Here is a 26,118-nt window from a genome sequence, read left to right on the forward strand (position 1 = left end):
GCGGCCCTTCGTCGTGCTCGCGTTGTGTACTAGACCTTCAGTTGGACGAGGCCCTCGCGCTGGTGCGGGAGCATCGGCCGGGCAGGGGTGTGGAGACCGAAGGAGGTGAAGGCGGTGCGGGCGGGGAGGGGGTAGGCGTCGGTGCCGGTGAGGTGGTTGAGGATGACGGCGCTGCGCCAGGCGGCGAGGCCGAGGTCGGGGGCTCCGACGCCGTGGGTGTGGCGTTCGGCGTTCTGGACGTAGACGTTGCCGGAGACGACGGGATCGAGGACGAGCCGCTGGTGTTCGTCGACGCGGGCGCGTTGGTTCTTGTCGCGTTTCATGTACGGGTCGAGGGCGGCGAGGATGCGGTCGACGGGGCGTTCGCGGTAGCCGGTGGCGAGGACGACGGCGTCGGTGGTGAGGCGGGAGCGGGCGCCCTGCTGGTCGTGTTCGAGGTGGAGTTCGACCTTGGTGGTGGCGACGCGGCCGGCCGTGCGGACGTGGACGCCGGGGGTGATGGTGACGTCGGGCCAACTGCCGTCGAGGGTGCGGCGGTAGAGCTCGTCGTGGATGGCGGCGATGGTGTCGGCGTCGATGCCTTTGTGCAACTGCCATTGACGGGGAAGGAGTTCGTCGCGGACGCCTTCGGGGAGGGCGTGGAAGTAGCGGGTGTAGTCGGGGGTGAAGTGTTCGAGCCCGAGCTTGGAATATTCCATGGGGGCGATGGCTTCGGTGCGGGCGAGCCAGGTGAGTTTCTCGCGGCCGGCGGGGCGGGCGCGCAGCAGGTCGAGGAAGACCTCGGCGCCGGACTGTCCGCTGCCGATGACGGTGACGTGTCCGGCTGTGCGGAGGTGGTCGCGGTGCAGGAGGTAGTCGGCGGAGTGGTGGACGGGGACGCCGGGTGCTTCGGCGAGGGGTTTGAGGGGTTCGGGGATGTGGGGGGCGGTGCCGACGCCGAGGGCGAGGTTGCGGGTGTAGGTGCGGCCGAGGGCTTCGGCTTCGCCGTCGGTGTCGAGCTGGGTGTAGTCGACTTCGAAGGCGGTGCGTTCGGGGTTCCAGCGGACGGCGTCGACCTGGTGGCTGAAGTGGAGGCCGGTGAGGCGTTCGCTGACCCAGCGGCAGTAGGCGTCGTACTCGGTGCGCTGGATGTGGAAGCGCTCGGCGAAGTAGAAGGGGAAGAGGCGTTCGCGGTCGCGGAGGTGGTTGAGGAAGGTCCAGGGGCTGGCGGGGTCGGCGAGGGTGACGAGGTCGGCGAGGAAGGGGACCTGGAGGGTGGCGCCTTCGATGAGGAGGCCGGGGTGCCAGTGGAAGGCGGGGCGCTGTTCGTAGAAGGCGGTTCTGAGGCCTCCGTGGATGCCGTCGGCGAGGGCGGCGAGGGAGAGGTTGAAGGGGCCGATGCCGATGCCGACGAGGTCGTGGGGCTGGTCGGGCTGCGGGGGCTGGGGTGCCTGCGGGGGCTGGTCGGCGGTCATCGGTGGGTGTGCCTTTCGGGATGGGCGGGGGTGTGGTGGCTGAGGACGTGGTCCAGGAGGTTTTCGAGGTCGTCCGGGGTGGTGTGGGGGTTGAGGAGGGTGGCTTTGAGCCAGAGGCGGCCTGCGGCGCGGGTGCGGCCGAGGACGGCGCGGCCCTGCTGGAGGAGACGGCGGCGGAGGTGGGCGATGTCGTCGTCGGTGGCGCGGGTGGGACGGAAGAGGACCGTGGTGAGGGTGGGGCGGTCGTGGAGCTCCAGGCCGGGGTGTTTCTCGATGAGGTCGGCGAGGTGGCGGGCGGCGGCGAGGGTCCGGTCGACGAGGTCGGCGAGGCCGTCGCGGCCGAGGGCCTTGAGGGTGACGGCGATCTTCAGGGCGTCGGGGCGGCGGGTGGTGCGCAGGGAGCGGCCGAGGAGGTCGGGGAGGCCTGCGTCGGTGTCGTCGTCGGCGTTGAGGTAGTCGGCCTGGTGGGCGAGGGGGGCGAGGGCGGTGGTGTCGGGGACGGCGAGGATTCCGGCGGCGACGGGCTGCCAGCCGAGTTTGTGCAGGTCGAGGGTGAGGGTGTCGGCGCGGTCGAGGCCGGTGAGGAGGTGGCGGTGGGTGGGGCTGAAGAGGAGGGGTCCGCCGTAGGCGGCGTCGACGTGGAGGCCGGCGCGGTGGTGCCGGCAGAGGTCGGCGATGTCGGGGAGGGGGTCGATCTGCCCGGTGTCGGTGGTGCCGGCGGTGGCGGCGACGAGGGTGGGGCGATGGAGATGGGTGAGGGCCTGGTCGAGGGCGGCGGGGTCGAGGGTGCCGGAGGGGGCGGGTACGACGACGGGTTCGGGGAGGCCGAGGAGCCAGGCGGCGCGGGTGAGCGAGTGGTGGGCGTTGGCGCCGACGACGAGCTGGAGGGGGCCTTGGTGGGCGTGCTTCTCGCGGGCGAGGAGGAGGGCGAGTTGGTTGGACTCGGTGCCGCCGGTGGTGATGAGGGCGTCGGGGTGGGCGGCGTCGGGGAAGATCTCGGCCGCGAGGGTGCGGGTGAGGGCGTCTTCCAGGGCGGAGGCGGCGGGGGCCTGGTCCCAGGAGTCCATGGAGGGGTTGAGGGCGGAGGCGGCGAGGTCGGCCGCGGCGGCCACGGCGAGGGGTGGGCAGTGCAGGTGGGCGGTGCAGTGGGGGTGGGCGGGGTCGGCGGCGCCGGCGGCGAGGGCGTGCACGAGGGCGCGGAGGGCTTCGTGGGGTCCGCTGCCGGTGGCGGGGAGGAGGGGGTGGGCGGCCCGGTGGAGTTGCGCGGCGGTGTGCGCGGGGCCGCCGGCGGGGAGGGGGCCGGGGCGGTCCCGGGCGCCGGTGGTGAGGGCGGTGAGGACGGTGTCGAGGAGCGGCCGCAGGGCGGCGGGACCGGCGGGGCCGCCGGCGAGCGGGGCGGGGGCTGCTGGTGGCGGCACGCTCATGCGGGTCCTTCGGGGTGGTGTGGTGCGGGCACACCAGGGTGTACGGGGATGGGGGCGGGTGTCCGGAGTGGACAACGAGCGCAACTCGAAAGTGGTACGGGGGTGTGGGGAGGGGGGGTTGGGGGCCCGGGGCTGGTATAGGGGCCCCGGGCCCGGGGGGGGCGGGTGTGGGTGCGTCCCGGCGGGGAGCGTCGGGGCGGGGGGTCCCCGGGGTGGGGTGTCTCCGAGGCGGGGAGCCTTTGGGGCGGAGTGCCGATGGGGTGCAGTGCCGTTGGGCGGGGGCTCCGGGACGGAGTATCTCCGCGGCGGGAAGCCTTCGGGGTGGAACGTCTCCCGGACTGTGCTGGGGCGTTCGAGTGAGGGCTTGCGGTGCGGGGTCGCTGGGCGGGGAGGTGTGAGCCGGGGGTCGGGGATTTCCCCTGCCCGCCCCTTCCCGTAACCCTGCGGGGCTGTGGAGGGCTCCGTGCGGGGGGGGGCAGGTGGCTGGGTGCGCAGTTCCCCGCGCCCCTTTCGGCGGCGCAGGGCCGCTGGGCGGAGAGGCGTGAGCCGAGGGGCGGGGATTTCCCCTGCCCGCCCCTTCCCGTGGCCCTGCGGGAATGTCGGGGGTTCCGTGCGGGGGGCTGGGCGTGCAGTTCCCCGCGCCCCTTGCAGGGGCGGTCCGGCAGGGGCGTGGGGAACTGTGCGGGCGACCCACCGCAAGCCGCACGGGTGAGGGCCCGCCGGGTGGAGGGCGGGCCCTGGAGGTCAGGGGGTGGAGCGGATGTGCAAGGCGCGGGAGAGCGCGTCGAGTTGGTCGATGAGTTTGCGGCGCAGCGCCGGGGTGAGGTCCGTTTCGCGCAGGTGTTGCTCGCCGAGTGCGAGCGCTTCCGGCGTTGCGGCGTACGCCGGGAAGGCGTGCCGGCCCGCCGCCTCGGCCATCGCCGGGCCTCGGCGTGCGGCGAGGGCTGCGGCCGCCGGGTAGTAGCGGGGTACGTAGTCCGCGAGGAGTTCGTTCTGTTCGGGTTGCCAGAATCCCTGTGCGGTGGCGGTGAACAGGTAGTTGGAGAGGTCGTCGCGGGTGAAGAGGCGGTCCCAGGCCGCCGCCTTGGCCTCGGGTGTGGGCAGCGCGGCGCGGCAGCGGGCGGCGCCCTGTTCGCCGGTGGCGCTGGGGTCGCGGGCGAGTTCGCGGTCGACGGCCGCTTCGTCGGTCGCGCCGAGCACCGCCAGCCGGTGCAGGATGCTCCAGCGGAGTTCGGGGTCGAGGAGGGGACCGCCCGGGACGCTGTCGTTGTCGTACCAGTCCTGGATGCCGTCGGGCTGGGTCGCGGCGGCGATGAAGTGGCGTACGGCCACCAGGCGCAGCCCCGGGTCCTGGCCGTCCTCGGTGCGGCGCATGAGGTCGCGGCAGAGCGCGGTGAGGGTGGCCAGCGCGGCCGGGCGGTCGTCGGGGCCGAGGTAGTGGTCGGCGATCTGCTGGGAGGCGAAGGCGAGGACTCCCTGTACGACGGAGAGGTCGCGCTCGTGCGGGAGGTGGGCGCGGGCCGCGTCCAGGTAGGCGACGGGCGGGAGTTGGCCGTCGCGGACCATGTCGCGGGCGGCGTTCCAGATGACGGCGCGGGTCAGCGCGTCGGGGATGCCCGCGAGGGAGCGCAGGGCGGTCTTCCAGGAGGCGGGGTCGAGGCGGACCTTGGCGTAGGTTTGGTCGCCGTCGTTGAGGAGGAGCAGGGCGGGGCGGCGGCCGGGGCGGGTGAGGACGGGGTCCGCGGCGGGGGCGGGGGCGGCGGGGCCGCCGTCGGACGGGAGGTCCGCGTCGGCGTCCGAGGCCGTACCGGAGGGCCGTTCGGCGTCCGCGCCGGTGGCCGACGCCGTGACCGGGTCCACGTCCGTGCCGGTGGCCGACGCCGTGACCGGGTCCGCGTCCGTACCGGAGGCGGGGACGTCCAGGTCGAAGCGTTCGCGCAGGACGAGGGTGTCCGCTTCGAGGAGGTCCTGGTCGTACGCGCCGACGGTGATGCGGTGCGGGCGGGAGCCGGTGCGGGTGACGTCGAGGGTCCAGCCGGTGTCGGTGTCGGTGACGGCCGGGGTGAGGGTGTCGACGCCCGTGGTGCGCAGCCAGGCCGCGGCCCAGGCGTGGACGTCGCGGTCAGTGGCGGTGGCGAGGTTGTCGAGGAGGTCGGCGAGGGTGGCGTTGGCGAACTTGTGGCGTGCGAAGTGCGTGTTGATGCCGACCAGGAAGTCCTTCTCGCCCATCCAGAAGACCAGTTGGCGCAGGGCGGAGGCGCCCTTGGCGTAGGAGATGCCGTCGAAGTTGAGGAGGGCGGCGGCCGTGTCGGGGACGGCTTCGGGGTCCGGGGCGACGGGGTGGGTGGAGGGGCTCTGGTCGGCGTCGTAGCCCCAGGTCTTGCGGGCGACGGCGAAGGCGGTCCAGGTGTCCTGGTGACGGGTGGCCTCGGAGAGGACCTGGTAGGCCATGTATTCGGCGAAGGACTCGTTGAGCCAGATGTCGTCCCACCACCGCAGGGTGACGAGGTCGCCGAACCACATGTGGGCCATCTCGTGCGCGATGGTCGTGGCGCGGGCCTGGCGCTGGGTGTCGGTGACGGCGGACTGGAAGACGTAGGTGTCGCGGAAGGTGACGAGTCCGGGGTTCTCCATGGCGCCCGCGTTGAATTCGGGGACGAAGGCCTGGTCGTAGGAGTCGAAGGGGTAGGGCTCGTCGAACTTCTCGTGGTAGCGGTCGAAACAGGCCCTGGTGACGTCGAGGATCTCGTCGGCGTCGGCGTCGAGGTGGGGGGCGAGGGAGCGGCGGCAGTGCAGGGCGAAGGGCAGGCCCGCGTGGTGGGTGCGGACGGTGTGCCAGGGGCCGGCGATGACGGCGACGAGGTAGGTGGAGATGAGGGGGGTGGGGGCGAAGGAGCGGCGGCCGTCTTCGGTGTGGCCGGTCTCGCGGGTGTTGGCGGCGACGGTCCAGCCGTCGGGGGCGGTGACGGAGACCTCGAAGACGGACTTGAGGTCGGGCTGGTCGAAGGCGGGGAAGACGCGCTGGACGTCGTCGAGGAAGAGCTGGGTGTAGACGTACGTCTCGCCGTCGGCGGGGTCGGTGAAGCGGTGCATGCCTTCACCGGTGCGGGAGTAGTGCATGGCGGCGTCGATACGCAGCTCGTGCTCGCCGGGGGTGAGGCCGGTGAGGGGGAACCGGTTGTCGGCGAGGGCGGCGGGGTCGAGGGGGTGCCCGTCGAGGGTGAGGGAGCGCAGGGTGGCGGGCTTCAGCTCGAGGAAGGTGTCGCCGGCGGTGCGGGCGGTGAAGTGGATGACGGTGCGGGAGTCGAAGGTGGCGTCGCCCTGGGTGAGGTCGAGGTGGACCGTGTAGCGGCGGGCTTCGATGAGCTGGGCACGGGTCTGCGCTTCGTCGCGCGTCAGTACGGGCATGGGGACATGGTCGCCGATGGGGGGGTGCCGCGGGGGGCCGGGGCGGACCCCGGGGGGCCTGGCTCCTGGCGGGGGTCGCGCGGCCGGTGCGGGCACTTGGGCAAGGGACGGCACCCGGGCGGGCCCGGGCGGGCATGACTTTTGCCGGGGGCGCGCAGCCGGTGCCTGAGGCAAGGGACGGCACCCGGGCGGGCCGGGAGCGGAAGGGGCCACCCCCTGCCCGCCCTCCCCCAATCTCTCGGCTTCGCTCAAGCAGGGGGCACCCCCTCGCCCCCGCCCTGGGGGCGGCCCCGCCACCCAAGGGGGCGGGAGCGGAGAGGGCTGCGTCGCCCAAGAGGGCTGGGGGTGCCTCGTCGCGAGGGGAGGTGAGGGATGGCTGCCCGGAGGGCATGGCATCAGGGGCGCGGGGAACTGCGCGGCCGGCCACGACGCACCCGCACAGGACCGGGCGAAGGATCACTCCGCAGGGGTGTCCGCGATTTGTTCGTGGTGGCGGATGACCTCCGCGATGATGAAGTTGAGCAGCTTCTCGGCGAAGGCCGGGTCCAGTTTGGCGGACTCCGCGAGGCCCCGCAGACGCGCGATCTGGCGGGATTCGCGGGCCGGGTCGGCCGGCGGAAGGTGGTGTTCCGCCTTGAGGTGCCCCACCTGCATCGTGCACTTGAAGCGTTCCGCGAGCATGTGGACGACGGCCGCGTCGATGTTGTCGATGCTGTCGCGGAGCCGGTGGAGTTCGGCGCGTACGGCCGGGTCGACGGGGCCGGCGGCCTCCGAGGGCGCGAGAGGCTCCGTGGGCTCGGCGGGGTCCGGGGCGGCGGGGGTGCTGGTGCTCATGGGCAGCGAGCTTACGTCGATCACGTGGGGATCGTCGGAGGGTGTTCGGGATCCGGGATCTGGTGACTCCATCCCCCGGGCACGCTGCGCCCCTGCTGCTCGCGGAAGCGCACGGGAGCGGTGCCGACCCGCCGGGTGAAGAGCCGCGAGAAGTAGGCGGGGTCGTCGTACCCGACCCGGCGGGCGACGGCGGCGACGGGGAGGTCGGTGGCGGCGAGGAGTTCCTTGGCGCGGCCGAGCCGGATGCCCAGGAGGTAGTCCTTGGGGCTGCACCCGGCTCCGCGCCGTACCGCGTTGCGCAGCTCCGCCGGGGTCATGCCGTGCCGGGCGGCGTGTTCGGCGACCGACAGCGGCTGGAAGGCGTCGCGGGCGAGGGCGGCCAGCACGGGGTCCCCGTCGGCGCCGAGGTCCGCCCGCGCCTTGCGCAGCGCGACCAGCAGTTCGTGGACGGCGGCGCCGGTCTCGACCTCCAGGAGCGGGTTGCCCCGGCGGGCGGCCCGTGCGATGCGGCCGACGGCGGCCCGCGCCCCGGCGGTGTCGGCGAGCGGGACGACGGGCCGGTCGGGCTCGATGTACCCGAGTTCGGTGTACGTCGCGGTGGCGGGCCCGGTGAAGTCGACGAAGCTCTCGTCCCAGCCCGTGTCCGGGTCGGGCCCGTAGTGGTGGGGCACTCCGGGCGTCACCCACAGCAGCGCGGGCGCGGTGACGGCGGTGCGCCGGCCGTCCGCGCCCCGGAACCATCCGCTGCCCGCGCTGATGACGATGGCGACGTGGTGGTCGAGGGTGCGGGGGCCGACGGTGGGCAGGGCGCCGTGCTGGAGGCCGACGCCCAGGCAAACCAGGCCGAGTCTGTGGTGGGTGGGGCTGGGGGTGAAGTAGCGCATCCAGGTGTGGTACATCCGCCGTCCTCGTCCTCGCCGCGTTCTCGCCGAGCGTGCGTCTTCGGTCCGACCAACCGACCAACCGTCCAACTTCCGTTGATCTTTGTCCATGGACCGCCCCGCCCGCCAGGGGGCAGGGTGTGTGCCTTGTCGACGATTTCCGGGCCGTGTCCCGACGACTTCAGATGGGCGGGACCCGTGGCTGACTTCACGGTGGGTGACCAGGACTTTCTGCTGGACGGGCGGCCGGTGCGGCTGCTGTCGGGGGCGCTGCACTACTTCCGGGTGCACGAGTCGGCGTGGGCCCACCGGCTGGGGATGCTGCGGGCGATGGGCCTCAACTGCGTCGAGACGTACGTCCCCTGGAACCTGTACGAGCCCGACCCGGGCCGGTTCCACGACGTGGAGGCGCTGGGCCGGTTCCTGGACGCGGCGGCGGAGGCCGGGCTGTGGGCGATCGTGCGTCCGGGGCCGTACATCTGCGCGGAATGGGAGAACGGCGGGCTGCCGCACTGGCTGACCGGTCCGCTGGGCTCGCGCGTGCGCACCCGCGACGGGGCGTATCTGGGGCAGGTGGAACGGTGGTTCCGCCGGCTCCTCCCCCAGGTCGTGCAGCGGCAGATCACCCGGGGCGGCCCGGTCCTGATGGTGCAGGTGGAGAACGAGTACGGAAGTTATGGTTCCGATTCCGTCTACCTCGCCCGCTTGGCCGGATTCCTGCGCGAAGTCGGCGTGACGGTCCCCCTCTTCACCTCCGACGGCCCGGAGGACCACATGCTGACGGGCGGTTCGGTGCCGGGGGTCCTGGCGACGGCGAACTTCGGCTCGGGGGCGCGGGCGGCCTTCGAGACGCTGCGCCGTCACCAGGGCTCCGGCCCGCTGATGTGCATGGAGTTCTGGTGCGGGTGGTTCGAGCACTGGGGCGCCTCGGGGATCGTGCGGGACGCGGGCGACGCGGCGCAGGCGCTGCGCGAGATCCTGGAGTGCGGGGCCTCGGTGAACCTGTACATGGCGCACGGCGGCACGAACTTCGCGGGCTGGGCGGGTGCGAACCGGGCCGGTGACCTGCACGGGGGCGAGCTCCAGCCGACGGTCACCTCGTACGACTACGGCGCGCCGGTCGACGAGTACGGCCGGCCGACGGAGAAGTTCTGGCGCTTCCGGGAGGTGCTGGCGGAGTACGCGGAGGGGCCGCTGCCCGAGGTGCCCGCCCCGCCGGCGCGGCTGGCCGGTCCGGCCGCGGCGGACTTCACGGGCTGGGCGCCGCTGGAGGACGTGCTGGAGGCGCTGGGCGGCGAGGAGTCGGAGCGCGGTGTTCCGGCGACCTTCGAGGAGCTGGGGGTGGGCCGGGGCCTGGTCCGCTACCGGGTGCGGGTTCCCGGTCCGCGCCGGCCGTACCCGCTCGGTGTGCGGGGTCTGCGGGACCGGGCGCAGGTGTACGTCGACGGGGTGCGGGCCGGGACGCTCACCTCGGAGGACGCGTGGCTGGCGGAGCCGGTGGCGGGTCCCGCGACGGTGGACCTGTGGGTGGAGTCGCTGGGCCGGGTCAACTACGGTCCCCGGGTCGGGGAGCCGAAGGGCCTGACGGGCGGGGTGGTGCACGAGCGCCAGTACCTGCACGGCGTACGGTCCCGGGGCCTGCGCCTGGAGTCCTTCGAGGACGCGGGCCTGGTGCGGAAGACGGGTTCGCGGGCCCTGCCGGACGGCCTCCCGCCGGGGCTGTACGTCGGCGGGTTCACCGTCGCGGGGGCCGGGGACGCGGCGCTGGAGCTGGCCGGGTGGGGGCGGGGCTTCGCCTGGGTGAACGGTTTCTGCGTGGGCCGCTACTGGCCCGCCGCCGGACCGCAGGAGTCCCTCTTCGTACCGGGCGCGGTGCTGCGGGAGGGGGAGAACGAGGTGTGGGTGCTGGAGGTGGAGGGCGGGCCGCTGGAGCGCGGTGCGGTACGGGTCGAGTAGTCCGCGCCGGACGGATGCCGCGCCCCTCCCCCGCGACCCGCGGGGCGACGGAAGACGCGTCCGTGCGGGTGCGTCGTGGTTGTTCGCGCAGTTGCCCGCGCAGTTCCCCGCGCCCCTGAACTGCCTGCCGCACAGGGGCGCGGGGCGGGGCGTACGGCCACCCGGTCAAGGGTGCGCGTCCGCCCCGCCCGGAACGGGCGTTACAGCGTGGACGCCGCGCTGGCGATCGCCGACGCGAAGGTCGAGACCTCCGTGTAGACGCCCGGGTAGTTCGGCCGGGCGCAGCCGTTGCCCCAGCTCACGATGCCGACCTGGACCCACGCCCCGGCGTTGTCCCGGCGGAACATGGGCCCGCCGGAGTCGCCCTGGCAGGTGTCGGTGCCGCCCTGGCTGTATCCGGCGCAGATCTCCTCGCCGGCGATGAGGGAGGGGTACGACGCCTTGCACGAAGCGTCGGAGACGAACGGCACCTGCGCCTTGAGCAGGTAGCGCTGCTGCGCTCCGCCTTCGCGGGCGGCGCCCCAGCCGGCGACGGTGAACGTCCCGGAGTTGTACGACGTGTTGGTGGCGATCTTCAGCGTGGGCTGGTCGATCGGCTTGGCCAGCTTGATGAGGGCCCAGTCCTTGCCGTTGCCGTTGTAGCCGGGGGCCTGGAGGACCTTGGTGGACTTGACCTTGATGGCGCTGGAGCTCTGGAGGTCCACGACGCCCGCGGTGGCGGTGATGCTGGTGTTGTTGCCGGAGCCGTCGACGCAGTGGGCGGCGGTGAGGACGATGTCCTTGGCGTAGAGCGCGCCGCCGCAGCCCATGGAGAGGCGGACCATGAACGGGAACTCGCCCTGGGCGGCGCGCGTTCCTCCTACGACGGGCTGGGTGCCGGAGGCGCCGGTGGTTCCCGCGGAGGCGCCCGCGGGCTGGAGGCTGAACGCGGCGAGGGCGACGGCGCCTATGACAGCGGATCTCTTGACGGCACGGAGTACGTTCTTCAACGGAGTGCCTTTCAGTGGGGGGTGGAGAGGAAAACGCGCTGTACGGATCACCCGACGGAAACACCCGACGGAGCGTGCGGCGGAGCACGGAGCGGACCGGACAGGACAGAGCGGTCAGGACAGAGCACACACCGACGCAGCACTGGCATGAGCCCGTCAACGCGTTGTTGGATTATGTGGAGTTGGTCCGAGGACCGACAAGGGTTCCATTTCGGCCAGCGCGCGCCGGGCGTCCGGCGGCCGTGGGCAGGGGGCGCAGATGAGCATCGGCAGCGAGGTCGAGCACGGCTTCCCGCATCTGGACACCGTGCGCAGAGCGCTGACCGCGCTGTACCGGCGGATCGGCGAGGACGGGGTGCACGCGTACGTGCCGAGTGTGTTCCCGGCCGACGTGGCCTTCTCCGTCCAGGACGATCCGCATCTCGGCGCGCAGGCCGTGGCCCGCGCCCTCGTCGCCCACCTGCGGCTTCCGGACGCCCGCGTGATCGTCAGCTACCGGCAGATGGAGCATGCCGCCGGGGTCGAGCTCACCGCGGGCCCGGAGTACTTCATCGAGCTGAACGAGCGCTTCCTGGACCACCGCCGCGACATCGGGGCCGCCCTCGCGCACGAGATCACGCACGTCCTCCTGCACCGTCTCGGCCTGTCGTTCCCGAGCACGCCCGAGAACGAGATCCTCACCGACACGGTGACGACGTACCTCGGCGCGGGCTGGCTGCTGCTGGACGCCTTCCGGCAGGACGGGGCCACCAGCCAGAAGCTCGGTTACCTCACGCCGGAGGAGTTCGGTTACGTCCTGGCCAAGCGCGCCCTGCTGCTCGGCGAGGACCCGGCGCCCTGGTTCACCAGCGCGGAGGCCTACACGGCGTACACGAAGGGCATGGCGCAGGCGCTGCGCGACGCCCGCAGGCCGCCGCTCGCGGAGGCGGGCCGGCTGGCCCGGCACCGGTACGGCAAGGACCGCCGGCACGCCCTGGAGAACGGCGGCTCGGGTACTGCGGGCCCGCTCGCCCCGTACGCCTTCGAGGGCCGGCCGGACGACCTGCGCGTCTCGTTCCCCTGCCCGACCTGCCACCAGCGGCTGCGCGTGCCGGTGCGCGGTGTGCTCAAGGCGCGCTGCGGGCTGTGCCGCACGGTGCTGTCCTGCGACACCTGACCCTCCCGCCACTCCGCCCCGGACAGTTGCTGACCTGCGGGAACATTCGGCGGTCCACGTAGGGTCGAAGGATGGACCACAACCCGACAGCGGGCCTGCGGGACCTGTTCGAGGCCGTGCACGATGGCGAGGACGACGCTGTTGTACGGCTGCTTCGGGCGGGCGTCCCGGCGGAGGCCACGGACACCGACAAGACGAGCGCCCTGTACGCGGCGGCGGCGAACGACCGCCCCACCATCGTGCGTTCACTGCTCGCGGCGGGCGCGGACCCGGACCGCCCGTGCGGCCCCGGGGGCGGTGACCTGCCGCTGTGCGCGGCGGCCGTCGGCGGCCACACCGATGTCGTACGGGCGCTGCTGGCGGCGGGGGCCCGCCCCGACCTGCGCGAGGACTACGGCTTCACCCCGCTGACCTGGGCGGCGGGCCGGGGCCACGCGAGCACGGTGGAGGAACTCCTGGCGCACGGGGCGGACCCCGATCTGCCGGGCCCCGGCGGGGAGTCGGCGCTCGTGCTGGCCGCGCGGCGCGGCTCGCCCGCGACGGTGCGGGCGCTGCTGCGGCACCGGGCCGCGGACCGGGAGGCGGCGCTCGCGGAGGCGCGAGGGTGGCTGGAAAGTGACGTGGAGCACGCGGTGCGGCGACGGTTGCGACAGATGTACGGGGCGCGGCAGGGGGATGTGTTCGCGGCGCGGCGGGTGGTGGAGGAGGGCGGTACGACGCTGGTGGTGGAACTGCTGCGGGACGGCATACCCGTGGCGTCGGAGGAGCAGCAGACGGCGCACGCCGCCGTGGTCACGCGCCTGGAGTGCGTACTCGGGGTGCGGACGCCGGCGGAGGAGCTGGCGGGGCGGGCGGTCCGCTCGGGGGACCCGGAGGGCAACGACTGGCGGGAGGCGGTGGCGGCACTGTGGCAGCGGGCGGACGAGGAGACGTTCCGGGCGGCGCGGTCGTGGTGTGCGCGGGGCGTGGACTCCTCGGGTCCTTCCGGCTTTCTGCACCAGACCTTCGCAGCGGACGTGCTGGCGAGGGTGGGGGCGCGCGGGGCGGCGGTGCCGCTGCTGCGGGAGCTGGCGTCGCGGGAGGGGCCGGCGGCCCTGACGCGGGCGGCGGTACGGGCGCTGGGGCGGCACGGGGACCCGGCGGCACTGCCGGAGGTGCTGGCGCGGGCGGGGCACCCCGATGCGGGGGTGCGGGAGCGGGTGGCGAGGGCGTTGGGGCGGCTGGGGTTCGCCGGACCGGCGGTGGACGCGCTGCTCGTGCTGGCGCGGGACGGGGACCCCGGGGTGCGGGGGGCGGCGGTGGAGTCGCTGGCGCGGGCGGCGGTGGCCGGCGCGGTGAGCGATCCGCTGCGGGAGGCCCTGGCGGAGCAGGTGGGCGCGGGCCGGCCGGGGCCGGACGGGGCGGACCGGGACGCACCCGACGCCGAGCGGGCCGCAGCCCTTGCGTTCCGTCCCCGGGAGACGGCCCCGCCGCCCGCGCGGGGCGGGCGGGAGTGGGCGCCCCTCTCCCCCGCCCACCCCGCCTACGCCGAAGCGGCGCGGGGACTGGCCGCGTGCCGGGACCCCCGGGCGGCCGAGGCCCTGTGGCGGGTGCTGGCGGACGGGATGCCCGGCTCCCCGGCCCACCGCGTCGCGCGGGAGGCACTCGTCCTCGTACCGGACGAAGGGGTCAGGCGTCGCCTGGAGTGGACGCGGCCCCGGCTCCGGTAGCCCCGGGTCCGGCGGTCGCGGCTTCGACGACCGACGCGATGTCGTTGACCGCCGCCCAGCCGAAGGCCATCGCGGGGCCGATCGTCGCGCCCGGCCCCGGGTACGTCTCGCCCATGACCGCCGCGGAGCAGTTCCCGGAGGCGTACAGGCCCTCGATCACGGTGCCGTCCTCGCGCAGCACCCGCGCCTGGGCGTCGGTGACCAGACCGCCCTTGGTGCCGATGTCGCCGGGGTGGACCGGGATCGCGTAGAAGGGCCCCTTCTCCAGCGGGGCGAGGTTGGGGTTGGGGAGCGTGGGGTCGCCGTAGTACCGGTCGTACACGCTGTCCCCGCGCCCGAAGTCCTCGTCCTTGCCCGCGTCGGCGAACCGGTTGAAGCGCCGGACGGAGGAGGGCAGTTCGGGCGCCTTGATGAGGGTCGCGAGCTGCTCGATCGTGGCGGCCCGCTTCAGGAAGCCGGTCCGCGTCCAGGACGTGGGGAAGGCCTGGCCGGGAAAGAGCCCGGCGAAGAGGTAACGGGACTTGGAGCGGGCGTCCAGGACCAGCCAGGACGGGACGGTCGTCGCGTCCGGCCGGTCCGCCTCGTACATCGCGTCGACGAACTGGTGGTAGGGGGCCGCCTCGTTGGCGTACCGCTGCCCTGCCGCGTTGACGATGACCATGCCGGGGATGCCGCGGTCGGCGACCAGGAAGAAGGACTTCTCACCGGGCGGGCAGACCGACGGCGCACCCCACACCTTGTCCAGCAGGTCGGTGGCCGCGCCCAGTTCCTCCCCGAGCCGCAGGGCGTCGCCGACCTGGCCCTCGGAGGCGTGCGTCCAGGCGGTGGAGGTGGGGGCCGGGAGGTGTTTCTCGCGCAGCTCCTGGCTGTGCGAGAACCCGCCGGAGGCCAGCACCACACCGCCCCTGGCGCGTACGGAGACCTGTGTGCCGTTACGGGTGACGCGCACGCCCGTGACCCGGCCGCTCTCCTCGTCGCGCACGAAGGAGGTCAGCGGCGCCGACAGCCACAGCTCGGCGCCGTGCTTGTCCAGCGAGAGGCGCAGCCGGGCGACGAGCGCCTCGCCGAGCGAGACCAGCTTCTTGCCGGTGACCAGCGCCTTCGCCGCTCGCACGCCGACGCGGAGGGAGGCCCTCCGGCCGGCCCAGGTGCGGCTGATCATGTTGACGTACCGGAAGTCGTACGAGGTGATGGTGAGCCCGTACGTGGGCAGGCCCGCGCGGCGCATGCCGGCGGCGAGCGGTCCGAGGGTCTTGAGGTCGGCGATGCGGGGCTCGATGGAGCGGCCCTGCGCCATGCCGCCCAGGGCCTCGGGGTAGTAGTCCGAGTAGCCGGGGGTGTACATGAACCGCACGTCGGTGCGGTCGTGGAACTCCTTGACCATGCGCGGCCCGTGGTCGAGATAGGCCTCCTTGCGGGCCTCGGGCACGCGGTCGCCGACGGTGGCGTCGAGGTAGGCGCGGGCCTTCTCGCGGGTGTCGCCGAGGCCGGCCTCGTCGAGGTGGAAGGTGGCGGGCACCCATATCGCGCCGCCGGACAGGGCGGTGGAGCCGCCGTACTTGTCGGTCTTCTCCACGACGAGGGCGCTCAGGCCGCGCAGCCGTGCGGTGAGGGCGGCGGCCATGCCGGCGGCACCGGAGCCGACCACGACGACGTCGTAGGTGTGGTCCCAGTCCTGGGACCTCCGGCTCTGCGGGGAGGCGGTCGACGGAGAATCGGTCATGTGAACACTCCGGTGGCGTAGTCACTGCGGAAGTAGAGCAGGGGCGATCCGTCGGGGCGCGCGTCCAGGTCGAGGACGCGGGCGGTGATCACGTAATGATCACCCGCCTCGTGGACGGCGTACAGCTCACAATCGACCGTGGCCAGCGCGTTGTTGATGCGGACCGCGCCGTTCGGGGTGCGCTCCCAGTCGACACCGGCGAACTTGTCGCTGCCCCGGCGGCCGAGGGCCGCACAGGTGTCGGTCTGGTCGTCGGCGAGGATGCTCACGCCGAAGCGGCGGGCCCGTTCGACCCGGGGCCAACTGCTGGAGCTCTTCCCGACGCAGAGCAGGACGAGCGGCGGATCGAGGGAGAGCGAGGCGAAGGACTGGCAGGCGAGACCGACCGGGCCGCCGTGCTCGTCGAGGGCGGCGACCACGGTGATGCCGCTGGCGAAACGTCCCAGCACGTCGCGGAAGCGGGCGGGGTCGACGGGCGGCGGCGCTCCGGGGTCGGTCGGGGCGGACCCCGGGGGCGTGCCGGTCTCCTTCGGGACGGGACCGGAGGGCGCGTCGGAATCACCCGATGGGGTGAGGGGGGCCGGGAACTCCCCTGTCGCTCCCGGCCGTTCTTCGGGTACGAGGTGATCAGTGGCGGGGTTCGGGCCCGTCAGCTGTTCCACTGATGGCCCCAGAAACTGTCCGAGGTCATTTCCTTCGCCACCCAGTCGGCGGGGTCGACGATCAGTCCGTCCCAGCCGTACTCGACCTGGAAGCCACCCGGCGCCTGGGCGTAGAAGGAGACCATGTGGTCGTTCGAGTGACGGCCCAGAGAGGAGGCGATCGGCACTCCGGCCTTCTGCATGCGGTCCAGGCAGTAACCGACGTCGTCGAGGGTTTCCAGCTCGACCATGAAGTGCACGATGCCGGGCGGCAGCGCGCCCGGGTAGAGGCCCAGGCTGTGGTGGCGGCGGTTGGGGCTGAGGAAGTGCATCGTGTGGAAGTCCTCGCCGGGCCGGCCCGTGGGCACGGCGACGGGCGGGAGCTTCATCGAGTCGCGCAGTTGGAAGCCGAGGACGTTCTCGTAGAACGCCAGGGTCTCCCCGGTGTCCGGTGCGGGGACCACGACGTGCCCGAGCCCGAGGTTGCCGCCCTCGGGGGTCGAGGTCACGAAGCGGTTGCCGTACGGGGTGCCGAGCGGGCTGTGGTCCTGGGCCTGGCCCCAGAAGATCTCCAGGGGGTTGCCGCTGGGGTCCTGGAGGTGGATGAGGCCCTGGACGCGGCGCTCGGCGAGGGTGGCGGCGTCGGCCTGCTTGACGACGACTCCGGCGGCCTCCAGTTCGGCGGCGGTGGCGGCGAGCGCGGCGGCGTTCGCCACCTCGAAGCCGGCGGCGAGGAGCTTGTCGCTCTCGCCGGCGACGATCTGGAGGCGGTGGACGCGGTCGTCGATGCGCAGGTTCACCTGCTGCTCGGTGGAGCCCTCGGCCTCCACCATGCCGAGGATGTCGAGGGTGTAGGTGCGCCACTCGTCGAGCGAGGCGGTTTCGAGGCGCAGGTAGCCAAGAGCACGGATGTCCATGGGAGGTGACGGCCCTTCGAGGCGGGGAAGAGGAACGGGGGAGGTCGGCGGTGGCGGCCGATGGCCGACGGGTGGCCAGTGGCGGCCGGGGCCCTTCAGTGGCGTCGGCGGTTCGGCGTCGGCGGTGGCGTCGGCGTTCGGCGGTGGCAGTGGCGTCGGCGTTCGGCGGCACACGTGCCCTCAGGGGCTTTTCGGCGGCCGCTGCCGGCAGCGGCGTTCAGTGGGTGAAGAAGTCGATCGCCAGTCGGTTGAACTCGGCGGCCTGCTCGCGCTGCGCCCAGTGACCGCAGTGCGGGAAGACGTGCAGCCGGGCGTCGGGAATGGCCTTGAGGGCCACGAACGCGCCGTCGAGCGGGTTGACCCGGTCCTCGCGGCCCCAGGTCAGCAGCGTCGGCTGGGTGATGCGGTGGGCCTCGCGCCAGAGCATGGTGTCCTCGGGCCACCGGGCGAAGGAGGCGCCCATGCGGGCGTTGCCGAGGGCGGCCTCGGGGTCGGTGGCCTGGGCGTACCGCTCGTCGATCAGCTCGTCGGTGACGACCGCCGGGTCGAAGGCGAGGGTGGTGAGGAAGGTCTTCATCTGCTCGCGCGTGGGCGCGGCCGCCGTGCTGAACTCGAAGAGCCGCTTGATGCCCTCGGTGGGGTCGGCGTGGAAGAGGTTGACCGAGACCCCGCCGGGGCCCATCAGGAGGAGCTTGGCGACCTTGTCCGGGTGGTTCAGCGCCAGCCGGGTGGCGGTGCCGCCGCCGAGGGAGTTGCCGATGAAGTGGGCGCGGGCGATGCCGAGTTCGTCCATCAGGGCGGCGACGGCGTCGGCGGCGTAGGAGAAGAAGTCCTTGTCGGGTTCCGGCTTGTCGGACTTGCCGTAGCAGGGCTGGTCGACCAGGAGCGTACGGAAGTGCTCGGCGAAGACCGGCAGGTTGGCGCCGAAGTTGGACCAGCCGGAGGCGCCGGGGCCGCCGCCGTGCAGCATGATCACGACGGGGGCGCCGGGGGTCGCGCCGGCGGGTGCGGCCTCGTGGTAGTGGAGGGTCAGACCGCCGGCCTTGACGGTGCGGGAGCTGGACGCGTAGGTGATCTCGGGCCCGCTCACAGCATCGTGTCCTGGATGTCGAGGCCGAGGGCGCCCTGGCCGAAGAGGACGAGAGCGCGCTCGGGGTCGTTGGCGGCGTGCCCGCGGCCGGTGTGGGCGTCGCGCCAGGCGCGCTGCACGACGTTGGACGCCTTGTTGCGCATGGCGCTGCCGCCCGCGTTCTCCATCAGGAGGTCGACGGCCGCGACCGCGCGTTCGGTGGCGAGGACCTGGTCGCGGCGGGCCCGGGTGCGCAGCGGCATCGGGAGTTCCGCGCCGCGCTCGGCCAGTTCGTACAACTCCGTGATGTTGCGCTCCAGTTGGAGCCAGGCGGCGTCGATGTCGCTGGCCGCGCGGGCGATGCGGACCTGTGCGAAGGGGTCCTCGGCGACCTGCTGGCCGTAGGAGACGCGGAAGCGCTCGCGGGTGGCGGCGACGTACGCCTCGTAGGCCCCCTCGGCGATGCCGACGACGGGGGTGGAGATGGTGGTGGTGAAGATGGAGGCGTACGGGAGCCGGTAGAGGGGCTCCGGGTTGACCTCCTGGCCGGGGGACTTCAGGGCGGTGACCGGGCCGAAGCTCAGCGCGCGGTGCTCGGGGACGAAGACGTCCTCGCAGACGATGTCGTTGGAGCCGGAGCCGCGCAGGCCGACGGTGTCCCAGACGTCGTTGACGGTGTAGTCGGTGCGCGGGACCAGGAAGGTCCGCATGTCGACGGGGCGGCCGTCGGCGTCCTTGATCATGCCGCCGAGCAGGGCCCAGTCGGTGTGGTCGCAGCCGGAGGAGAAGTGCCAGGCGCCGGTGACCCGGAAGCCGCCTTCGACGGGGGTGACCTTGCAGGTGGGGGCGTACGAGGAGCAGATGAGGGTGCTGGGGTCCTCGCCCCACACCTCGTCCTGGGCGCGGACGTCGTAGAGGGCGACGTGCCAGGGGTGGACGCCGACGACGGAGGAGACCCAGCCGGTGGAGCCGCAGGCCTTGGCGATCTCCTTGACGGCGGTGTAGAAGGCGGCGGGGTGCGCGGCGAGGCCGCCGTACCGCTTGGGCTGGAGGAGGCGGAAGAAGCCGCACGCCTCCAGCTCCTTGACGCTGGCCTCGGGGACCTTGCGCGCGGCCTCCGCCTCGGCGGCGCGCCCGCGCAGCGTCGGAGCCAGTGCGCGGACCGCCGCGAGGACTTCGCGGACTGCTTCGTCACCCATGCGTGTCGCCTCTCGGGATGTGCGGGATCGAGTGGAGTGGCCAGAACGTACGCCGCGCCGTTCGGGCACGAAATACCGGGTTCCCACTGAGCGGGAAGGGCGGCGGGAGGGGGCTCGCCCGCGCTCGGGCCCCGCGCCGGCGCCCCTCCCGCCCGGCTGCGGCGTATGCCGAAACGAAATACCTCAGTACGACCCCTTCCCCCCGGAGCGGGCACCGTGGCAGGGTCGCCCCAAGGCCGCCCGCACGTCCGCAATGTCGCGGATGCGTACCGCACACAGGGGTTCCTCTGATGACTGACCTCATGCCGGAGCAGACGATGCCCGCCGAGCAGCCGCTCTCCCTGCTGGAGAAGGCCGCGAAGGTGCTCGGCGCGTTCGACGGGGCCCAGCCGCGGCTCTCCCTCACGGAGGTCGTACGGCGCTCGGGCATCCCGCGCTCGTCCGCGCACCGCATCCTCGACCAGCTCGTCGGACTGCGCTGGCTGGACCGGGAGGGCCGGGACTACCGGATGGGCATGCGGATGCTGGAGCTGGGAGCGCTGGCCTCGCACCACAACCGGCTGCGCCGGGCCGCGCTCCCCCGCCTGCACGCGCTGCACGAGCAGACGGGCCATCTGGTGCACCTCTCGGTGCTGGACGGCACGGAGGTGGTCTACCTGGAGCGGATCGGCGGTCTCGACGACACGAGCGTGCCGTCGCGGGTGGGCGGGCGGATGCCGGCGTACTGCACGGCGGCGGGCAAGGCGATCCTGGCCTTCAGCGAGCCGGACGCGGCGGAGCACGTGATCGCGGCCGGGCTGCGGCCCCGCACCCCCTCGACGCTGGTGCGCCCGGCGTCCCTGCGCCAGGAGTTGGCGGCGGCCCGCGACCGGGGGCTGGCCTTCGACCGGGAGGAGGCCTTCCGGGGCGTGGCGTGCGTCGCGGCTCCGCTGCGGGGGGCGGGGCGGGCGGTGGCGGCGATCTCGGTGTCCTGCAAGGGGGGCGTGTCGGCGCACCGCGAACTGGAGCGGCTCGCTCCGGCGGTGCTGGGGTGTGCGCGGGCGGTGTGGCGGGAGCTGTACGGGCCGGGGCGGGCGCGCATCCGGGCGGCCGAGGCCGCGCCCGTCGCCCCGGCGGTGCCCGAGCACCGGATGTCGGAGCAGGCGATGGACAACATGATGGGGTGGCTGGGGCGCAGCGAGTGGATGTAGGCGGGGGACGGCTGCCCGGAGGGCATGCCATCAGGGGCGCGGGGAACTGTGCGACCAGCCACGACGCACCCGCACGGAGCCCCGCCGCCAAGCGGGCTGGGACGAAGGGCGGCCCCGCCGCCCAGAGGGACGAGGACGAAGGGCGGCCCCGCCGCCCAAGGGGGCGGGGGCGCGGGGCCCTCCAAGGGGCCGCGGGGCCCTACTCGTACGCGACCTCCACCCTCGCGCTCAGCGGCAGCGCCTGGCACGCCAGGACGTAGCCCTCCGCCAGGTCCTCCTCGTCCAGCACCTCGTTGCGCAGCATCTTCACCTCGCCCGAGACGACCCGGCAGCAGCACGCGCTGCACGCCCCCTCCCGGCAGGAGAACGGCGCGTCGAGCCCCGCCGCCAGCATCGCGTCGAGCAGTGGGACGTCCTGCGCCCACCCCACCTCGTGCGCCTCGCCGTCCAGCGAGACACCGGCCACGAACGACCCGTCCGAGGCGACGGCCACCGGCTCCCGGCCGAAGACGTCGTCCGCCAGCGAGAAGTACTTCTCCCGGTGCACGACCCGCGCCCCCGCCCCCCGCAGCGCCGCCTCCGCCGCGTCCATCAGCGGCACCGGCCCGCACAGGTACGCGTCCCGGGCGGCGTACGGCGCGAGTGCCGTGCCCAGCATCGACGCGGTCGGCAGCCCCTGGAGGGACTCCAGCCAGTGCACGACGGCGAGCCGCCCCGAGTGGGCCTCGGCCAGCCCCCACAGCTCGTCCCGGAAGATCACCGACCCCTGGTCGCGGTTCGCGTACAGCAGGACCACGCTCCCCCGCCCCGCGCTCAGCACGGACTTGAGGATGGACATGCACGGCGTGATGCCGCTGCCCCCGGCGACCAGGACCACGTCGCGGTCCAGGTCGCCCGGGGTGAAGGCGCCCGCCGGGGCGAGCACCTCCAGTTCGTCCCCGGCGGCCACCGTCTCGCAGACCCAGCCGGAGCCGAGGCCGCCGGCCACCCTCTTCACCGTGACCTTCATGGGCTCCCCGGTGTGCGGGGAGCTGGCCAGGGAGTAGCAGCGGGCGGCCCCGCCCGGGACGCGCACCGTGAGGAACTGCCCCGGCGCGTACGGAAGGCGGGCGTCCAGCACGAGCGACACGGCGTCGTCCGTCTCCCGTACGACCTCCGCGACCCGCATCTTCACGGCCCCGCTCATGTGCCGCCCACCTCCAGCAGCCCGGAAGCGACGGCGGCATCGATGGAGTCCCGCAGTTCCCCGCAGGACCGCGCCCGGGCGCTCAGCACCCCGGCCGCCACCTCCTCCCGGATGCGGGGGCAGACCTGCGCGGCCTCGTCCGTCCACTGGACCTGCGTATGGGCGGGGCTGAACTTCTCGCACAGGACCTGATTCCCGCAGGCCCCGCACTCGACCGCCCGCATCACGAACCGGCCCCCGCCCCATCGGCCCCCGCCGCGCCCGGAGCACCCGAAGCGTCCGAGGTACCCGGAGCAGCCGCCGCACCCGCCGCACCCTCGCGCGCCGCGATGTTCGCCGCCGCCTCGGCCCGCCACGCCTCGTTGGCGCGGGTGGTGTCGATCTCGAACTCGAAGCGCCGGACCATCTCGTCCTTGACGTCGGCGGCGTCCACATAGAACTGCTCGTACCAGCGCCGAAGCTGGTAGACCGGGCCGTCCTCCTCCGTCAGCAGCGGGTTGTCGATCCGGGTCTTGTTCTTCCAGATCTCCACGTCCTGCTCGAAGCCGACGGCCAGGCCCTCCGAGGTGGTCCGCGCCGCCTGGGCGGCCTGCTCGTCCGTCATCCCGGGCAGCTTCTTGACGATCGCGCCGTACATCAGCACGAAGCTGTTCGCGTCGATCGGGTAGTGGCAGTTGATGAGCACGGACTCCATCTCCTGCCCGCCCCCGACGTCCGCCCACAGCTTGTCGATCATGTACGAGGGCCCGTGGTACGAGGCGTCGGAGCGCAGCCCGCCGGTGGCCGACAGCGTGCCCAGGTCGATGTCCGGCCGGGGCGAGGACTCCATGTACTGGGTGGCGACGTGCCCGTCGAAGACGTTCTTGAAGTACTCCGGGAAGGCGTAGTGCACGTAGTAGAAGTGCGCCATGTCGACGACGTTGTCCACGATCTCCCGGCAGTTGGAGTTCTCGACGCGCAGGGAGTGCCAGGACCAGTCGCTCCACTCGTCCGCGCCGGGGCCGTGGACGCCCTCGATCTCGGGGATGGTGACCTCTTCGGTGGGCTTGGAGCCCTCCGGGTCGTTCCACACGTAGAGCTGCTTGTTGCGCTCCAGGGTCGGCCAGGCGCGGGTCTTGGCGCGCGCGGGGACGCGGCGGGCGTAGGGGATGCCGGCGCACCTGCCGTTGCCCGCCCAGCGCCAGTCGTGGAAGGGGCAGGCGACGGCATTGCCCTTGACGGTGCCGTGGGCGAGGTTGCCGCCCATGTGCGGGCAGTAGGCGTTCAGGACGTGGAGTTCGCCGTCGTCCTCGCCCTGGAAGACGACGAGCTTGGTGCCGAAGGCCTGAATCTCGTGCGGGGCGCCGTCCCGGAAGGTCTCGGCCAGTCCCAGGCAGTGCCAGCCGCGCGCGAAGCGGGCGGGCGGGGCCCCGGCCTCGATGACGCGTACGTCCGCCTCGGGCTGCGACACGTCGTGCTGCTGAACAGACATGGTTCTCCCCCTACTTGACGGCCGCGTGCGGCGACCGGCCGGATTCTGCCGCGAGTTCCACTGCGATGTCGATCAGTTGGTCCTCCTGGCCGCCGACGAGCCCGCGCTCGCCCGCGCGCAGCAGGATGCGGGCCCCGGAGACGCCGTAGCGTCCGGCCTGCCGGTAGGCGTGCTTGAGGAAGCTGGAGTAGACGCCGGCGTGGCCCATCATCAGCGACATGCGGTCGAGCAGGCACTCGTCGTCCATGACGGGCCGCACGACGTCCTCCGCCGCGTCGATGATCTTGAGTACGTCGACGCCGGTGCGGATGCCCATCTTCTGGCAGACGGCCGCGAAGGCCTCGACAGGGGTGTTTCCGGCCCCGGCCCCCAGCCGCCGGGTCGAGCCGTCGATCTGGAGGGCGCCGGCGCGCACGGCGGCGACCGAGTTCCCGACCCCGAGCCCCAGGTTCTCGTGCCCGTGGAAGCCGACCTGGGCGTCGCCGCCCAGCTCCGCGACCAGCGCCGCCACCCGGTCGGTCACGTCGTCCATGACCATCGCGCCGGCCGAGTCGACGACGTACACGCACTGGCAGCCGGCGTCCGCCATGATCCGCGCCTGCCGGGCGAGGTTCTCCGGCGTGGTGGAGTGGGCCATCATCAGGAAGCCGACGGTCTCCAGGCCCATCTCCCGGGCCAGCCCGAAGTGCTGGACGGAGATGTCGGCCTCGGTGCAGTGCGTGGCGATCCGGCAGACGCTGCCGCCGTTGCCGTGGGCCGCCCGGATGTCGTCCTTGACGCCGAGCCCCGGCAGCATCAGGAAGGCGATCTTCGCCCGTCGCGCCGTGTCGACGGCGATCTTGATGAGCTCCTGCTCGGGCGTCCTGGAGAAGCCGTAGTTGAAGGACGATCCCCCGAGTCCGTCGCCGTGGGTGACCTCGATGACGGGCACCCCGGCCCCGTCCAGGGCCCCGACGACGTTCCGTACGTCCTCGCCCGTGAACTGGTGGCGCTTGGCGTGCGAGCCGTCGCGCAGGGAGGAGTCGGTGATGCGGACGTCGAGGGCGGCGGAGTAGGTGCCGGTCGTGCTCGCGGTGTACGTCCTGCCGGTCATGCCCGCATCCCCTTCGCGAACTCCTCGCCGACCTTGGTCGCGGCGGCGGTCATGATGTCGAGGTTCCCGGCGTACGGCGGCAGGAAGTCGCCGGCGCCCTCGACCTCCAGGAAGATCGCGACGCGGGCCATGCCTCCGTTCATCGCGGACGGCTCGTCGAACTGCGGCTCGGTGCGCAGCCGGTAGCCGGGCACGTACGTCGCGACGTCCTCGGCGACCTGCTTCACGGAGGCGACGATCGCCTCGCGGTCGGCGTCCTCGGGGACGGCGCAGAAGACGGTGTCGCGCATGACGACCGGTGGGTCGGCGGGGTTGAGGACGATGATCGCCTTGCCCCGCCCCGCGCCGCCGATTTCTTCGATGCCGCGCGCGGTGGTCCGGGTGAACTCGTCGATGTTCGCCCTGGTCCCGGGCCCGGCGGACACGGAGGCGACCGAGGCGACGATCTCCGCGTACGCGACCGGCACGACCCGCGAGACGGCGTACACCATGGGGATGGTGGCCTGTCCCCCGCAGGTGATCATGTTGACGTTGTCCTGGTCGAGGTGGGCGGTGAGGTTCGCGGGCGGGACCACGGCGGGGCCGACGGCAGCGGGGGTCAGGTCGACGGCCCTGATGCCGAGTTCGCGGTAGCGCGGGGCGTTGGCCCGGTGGACGTACGCGCTGGTCGCCTCGAAGACGAGGTCCGGCCTCTCGTCCCGGGAGAGCAGCCAGTCGACCCCTTCGTGACTGGCCTCGACGCCCAGCTTCCGCGCCCGCGCGAGACCTTCGCTCGCCGGATCGACGCCGATCATCCAGCGCGGCTCGATGTGCGCGGAGCGCTGGAGCTTGTGGAGCAGGTCGGTGCCGATGTTGCCGGAGCCGACGATGGCGGCGGTGGCCTTCCGGGCACGAGTCCTGCCGGCGGGGCCGGTACGGGCGGGGGCTTCCTGGTTCATCGCGTACGTTCCTCAGCTGAAGGAGAGGGAGACGGAGCCGAGTCCGGAGAACTCGGCGGTGCAGGTCCTGCCCGCGACCACGTCGACGGCGCGCGTGCAGGACCCCGGCAGCACCAGGTGCCCCTTGCGCAACGGCACTCCGAAGCGGGCGACGGTGCGGGCGAGCCAGGCGACGGAAGCGGCGGGATCGCCGAGCACGGCGTCGCTGCGCCCCCGCGTGATCACCTCGCCCCCGCACCGGAGGGTGGCGTCGATGCCGCGCAGGTCCAGCTCGCGCGGGTCGCGCCCGTCACCGGTGACGTATCCGGCGGACGAGGCGTTGTCGGCGATGGTGTCGGCGATGGTGATCCGCCAGTCCGCCATCCGGCTGTCGATCAGCTCGATGGCCGGTACGACGCGCTCGGTCGCCGCGAGCACGTCCGCCACGGTGCAGCCCTCGCCCGGCAGGTCGTCGCCGAGCACGAAGCCGACCTCGACCTCGACGCGGGGCGCGCAGTAGCGGGCGACGGGCACGGGTTCGTCCTCGGACAGTTCCATGCCGTCGAGGAGGTGCCCGTAGTCGGGCTCGTCGACGCCCATCATCTGCTGCATCACGGGGGACGAGAGCCCCACCTTGTGGCCGGTGATCCGCGCCCCGGCGGCGACGCGCTGCCGGATGTTGAGGAGCTGGATCTCGTACGCGTCCTCGGTGGAGATCCCGGCAAAGGCGTCGCTCCCCGCGAGGGGGGCGACGGGCGTCCGGCTGTGCTCGGCGGAGCGCAGCAGCTCCGCGGCCTCCAGCCTCCGGCGGTCGTCGAGCATGGGAGCGGTCCTCCAGGGCGGTGGGGCGGTGCGTTGCGGCGAGGCTAAGCGGGGGCCGCCACCGCCGGGGAGGCCGAAT

Annotated in this window: 21 protein-coding genes; 4 read left to right on the top strand and 17 right to left on the bottom strand. The window is 73.3% G+C overall.

The genetic code is table 11. The annotated features are described in order from the left end of the window. Nucleotides 1–29 precede the first annotated feature (29 nt). The 5 genes from ACZ56L_RS17635 to ACZ56L_RS17655 all read right to left on the bottom strand — a co-directional run bounded on the left by ACZ56L_RS17635 (nucleotide 30) and on the right by ACZ56L_RS17655 (nucleotide 8,019). Nucleotides 30–1,454: a lysine N(6)-hydroxylase/L-ornithine N(5)-oxygenase family protein gene (locus tag ACZ56L_RS17635; protein ID WP_471064874.1), complete on the bottom strand. Its 1,425-nt coding sequence runs from the start codon at nucleotides 1,452–1,454 to the stop codon at nucleotides 30–32. Continuing rightward, complete coding sequence (locus tag ACZ56L_RS17640) at nucleotides 1,451–2,878, bottom strand: pyridoxal phosphate-dependent decarboxylase family protein (protein ID WP_471064876.1); 1,428 nt, start codon at nucleotides 2,876–2,878, stop codon at nucleotides 1,451–1,453. Before ACZ56L_RS17640 ends, ACZ56L_RS17635 begins: the two co-directional genes overlap by 4 nt. A 744-nt stretch (nucleotides 2,879–3,622) precedes the next feature. Beyond that, on the bottom strand, nucleotides 3,623–6,286 hold the full coding sequence (pepN, locus tag ACZ56L_RS17645) for an aminopeptidase N (RefSeq protein ID WP_471064878.1): 2,664 nt from the start codon (nucleotides 6,284–6,286) through the stop codon (nucleotides 3,623–3,625). A gap of 456 nt (nucleotides 6,287–6,742) precedes the next feature. After that, complete coding sequence (locus ACZ56L_RS17650) at nucleotides 6,743–7,120, bottom strand: chorismate mutase (protein ID WP_345226559.1); 378 nt, start codon at nucleotides 7,118–7,120, stop codon at nucleotides 6,743–6,745. Between the two features lie 20 nt (nucleotides 7,121–7,140). Beyond that, nucleotides 7,141–8,019, bottom strand: coding sequence for a helix-turn-helix domain-containing protein (locus ACZ56L_RS17655; protein ID WP_345223996.1), 879 nt, complete (start codon nucleotides 8,017–8,019; stop codon nucleotides 7,141–7,143). A 180-nt stretch (nucleotides 8,020–8,199) separates the two neighbouring features. Between ACZ56L_RS17655 and ACZ56L_RS17660 the strand changes: the two genes are divergently transcribed. Next, nucleotides 8,200–9,957 (top strand): glycoside hydrolase family 35 protein, encoded by a 1,758-nt coding sequence (locus ACZ56L_RS17660; RefSeq protein ID WP_471064880.1) that lies wholly within the window; start codon nucleotides 8,200–8,202, stop codon nucleotides 9,955–9,957. Nucleotides 9,958–10,157: 200 nt separating this feature from the next. Here ACZ56L_RS17660 and ACZ56L_RS17665 read toward each other — a convergent pair whose 3' ends face one another. Next, entirely contained in the window at nucleotides 10,158–10,946 is a 789-nt protein-coding gene (locus tag ACZ56L_RS17665) for a S1 family peptidase (protein ID WP_468684022.1), read from the bottom strand. A gap of 259 nt (nucleotides 10,947–11,205) precedes the next feature. Here ACZ56L_RS17665 and ACZ56L_RS17670 point away from each other — a divergent pair, with 259 nt between their 5' ends. Together ACZ56L_RS17670 and ACZ56L_RS17675 are read left to right on the top strand one after the other, a co-directional pair. Next, the gene (locus tag ACZ56L_RS17670; protein ID WP_471064882.1) at nucleotides 11,206–12,102 is read left to right on the top strand and encodes a hypothetical protein; all 897 of its coding nucleotides are present in this window, start codon (nucleotides 11,206–11,208) and stop codon (nucleotides 12,100–12,102) included. Nucleotides 12,103–12,173: 71 nt separating this feature from the next. Next, nucleotides 12,174–13,811, top strand: a complete 1,638-nt coding sequence (locus ACZ56L_RS17675) for an ankyrin repeat domain-containing protein (protein ID WP_471064884.1) — start codon at nucleotides 12,174–12,176, stop codon at nucleotides 13,809–13,811. Here ACZ56L_RS17675 and ACZ56L_RS17680 read toward each other — a convergent pair. The 5 genes from ACZ56L_RS17680 to hsaA form a co-directional block, all read right to left on the bottom strand. Then, complete coding sequence (locus ACZ56L_RS17680) at nucleotides 13,771–15,534, bottom strand: FAD-dependent oxidoreductase (RefSeq protein ID WP_471064886.1); 1,764 nt, start codon at nucleotides 15,532–15,534, stop codon at nucleotides 13,771–13,773. The genes ACZ56L_RS17675 and ACZ56L_RS17680 overlap by 41 nt on opposite strands. Continuing rightward, complete coding sequence (locus ACZ56L_RS17685) at nucleotides 15,531–15,983, bottom strand: flavin reductase family protein (RefSeq protein ID WP_471064888.1); 453 nt, start codon at nucleotides 15,981–15,983, stop codon at nucleotides 15,531–15,533. Before ACZ56L_RS17685 ends, ACZ56L_RS17680 begins: the two co-directional genes overlap by 4 nt. A gap of 200 nt (nucleotides 15,984–16,183) precedes the next feature. Beyond that, on the bottom strand, nucleotides 16,184–17,092 hold the full coding sequence (locus tag ACZ56L_RS17690) for a VOC family protein (RefSeq protein ID WP_471064890.1): 909 nt from the start codon (nucleotides 17,090–17,092) through the stop codon (nucleotides 16,184–16,186). 217 nt (nucleotides 17,093–17,309) lie between these two features. After that, a complete protein-coding gene (hsaD, locus tag ACZ56L_RS17695) occupies nucleotides 17,310–18,182 on the bottom strand; it encodes a 4,5:9,10-diseco-3-hydroxy-5,9,17-trioxoandrosta-1(10),2-diene-4-oate hydrolase (protein WP_471064892.1) in 873 nt (290 codons plus the stop codon). Beyond that, a complete protein-coding gene (gene hsaA / locus ACZ56L_RS17700; protein ID WP_468684008.1) occupies nucleotides 18,179–19,360 on the bottom strand; it encodes a 3-hydroxy-9,10-secoandrosta-1,3,5(10)-triene-9,17-dione monooxygenase oxygenase subunit in 1,182 nt (393 codons plus the stop codon). The genes hsaD and hsaA overlap by 4 nt, the downstream gene beginning before the upstream one ends. A gap of 290 nt (nucleotides 19,361–19,650) precedes the next feature. On the opposite strand from hsaA, the gene ACZ56L_RS17705 reads away from it, so the two are divergent. Continuing rightward, complete coding sequence (locus ACZ56L_RS17705; RefSeq protein ID WP_401757682.1) at nucleotides 19,651–20,550, top strand: IclR family transcriptional regulator; 900 nt, start codon at nucleotides 19,651–19,653, stop codon at nucleotides 20,548–20,550. 199 nt (nucleotides 20,551–20,749) lie between these two features. On the opposite strand, the gene ACZ56L_RS17710 is transcribed toward ACZ56L_RS17705, so the two are convergent. The 6 genes from ACZ56L_RS17710 to ACZ56L_RS17735 are packed head-to-tail and all read right to left on the bottom strand — an operon-like array spanning nucleotide 20,750 to nucleotide 26,039. Beyond that, the gene (locus ACZ56L_RS17710; protein WP_471064895.1) at nucleotides 20,750–21,736 is read right to left on the bottom strand and encodes a 2Fe-2S iron-sulfur cluster-binding protein; all 987 of its coding nucleotides are present in this window, start codon (nucleotides 21,734–21,736) and stop codon (nucleotides 20,750–20,752) included. Further along, complete coding sequence (locus ACZ56L_RS17715) at nucleotides 21,733–21,960, bottom strand: hypothetical protein (protein ID WP_345223969.1); 228 nt, start codon at nucleotides 21,958–21,960, stop codon at nucleotides 21,733–21,735. The genes ACZ56L_RS17710 and ACZ56L_RS17715 overlap by 4 nt, the downstream gene beginning before the upstream one ends. Further along, nucleotides 21,960–23,207: a Rieske 2Fe-2S domain-containing protein gene (locus ACZ56L_RS17720; RefSeq protein ID WP_471064897.1), complete on the bottom strand. Its 1,248-nt coding sequence runs from the start codon at nucleotides 23,205–23,207 to the stop codon at nucleotides 21,960–21,962. The genes ACZ56L_RS17715 and ACZ56L_RS17720 overlap by 1 nt, the downstream gene beginning before the upstream one ends. 10 nt (nucleotides 23,208–23,217) lie before the next feature. Further along, nucleotides 23,218–24,300 (bottom strand): 4-hydroxy-2-oxovalerate aldolase, encoded by a 1,083-nt coding sequence (dmpG, locus tag ACZ56L_RS17725; RefSeq protein WP_468683997.1) that lies wholly within the window; start codon nucleotides 24,298–24,300, stop codon nucleotides 23,218–23,220. Beyond that, nucleotides 24,297–25,238, bottom strand: a complete 942-nt coding sequence (locus tag ACZ56L_RS17730) for an acetaldehyde dehydrogenase (acetylating) (RefSeq protein WP_468683994.1) — start codon at nucleotides 25,236–25,238, stop codon at nucleotides 24,297–24,299. Before ACZ56L_RS17730 ends, dmpG begins: the two co-directional genes overlap by 4 nt. 12 nt (nucleotides 25,239–25,250) lie before the next feature. Next, nucleotides 25,251–26,039, bottom strand: a complete 789-nt coding sequence (locus ACZ56L_RS17735; RefSeq protein WP_471064898.1) for a 2-keto-4-pentenoate hydratase — start codon at nucleotides 26,037–26,039, stop codon at nucleotides 25,251–25,253. Nucleotides 26,040–26,118: the final 79 nt, after the last annotated feature.

The organism is Streptomyces sp. NPDC039736 (assembly GCF_055596485.1).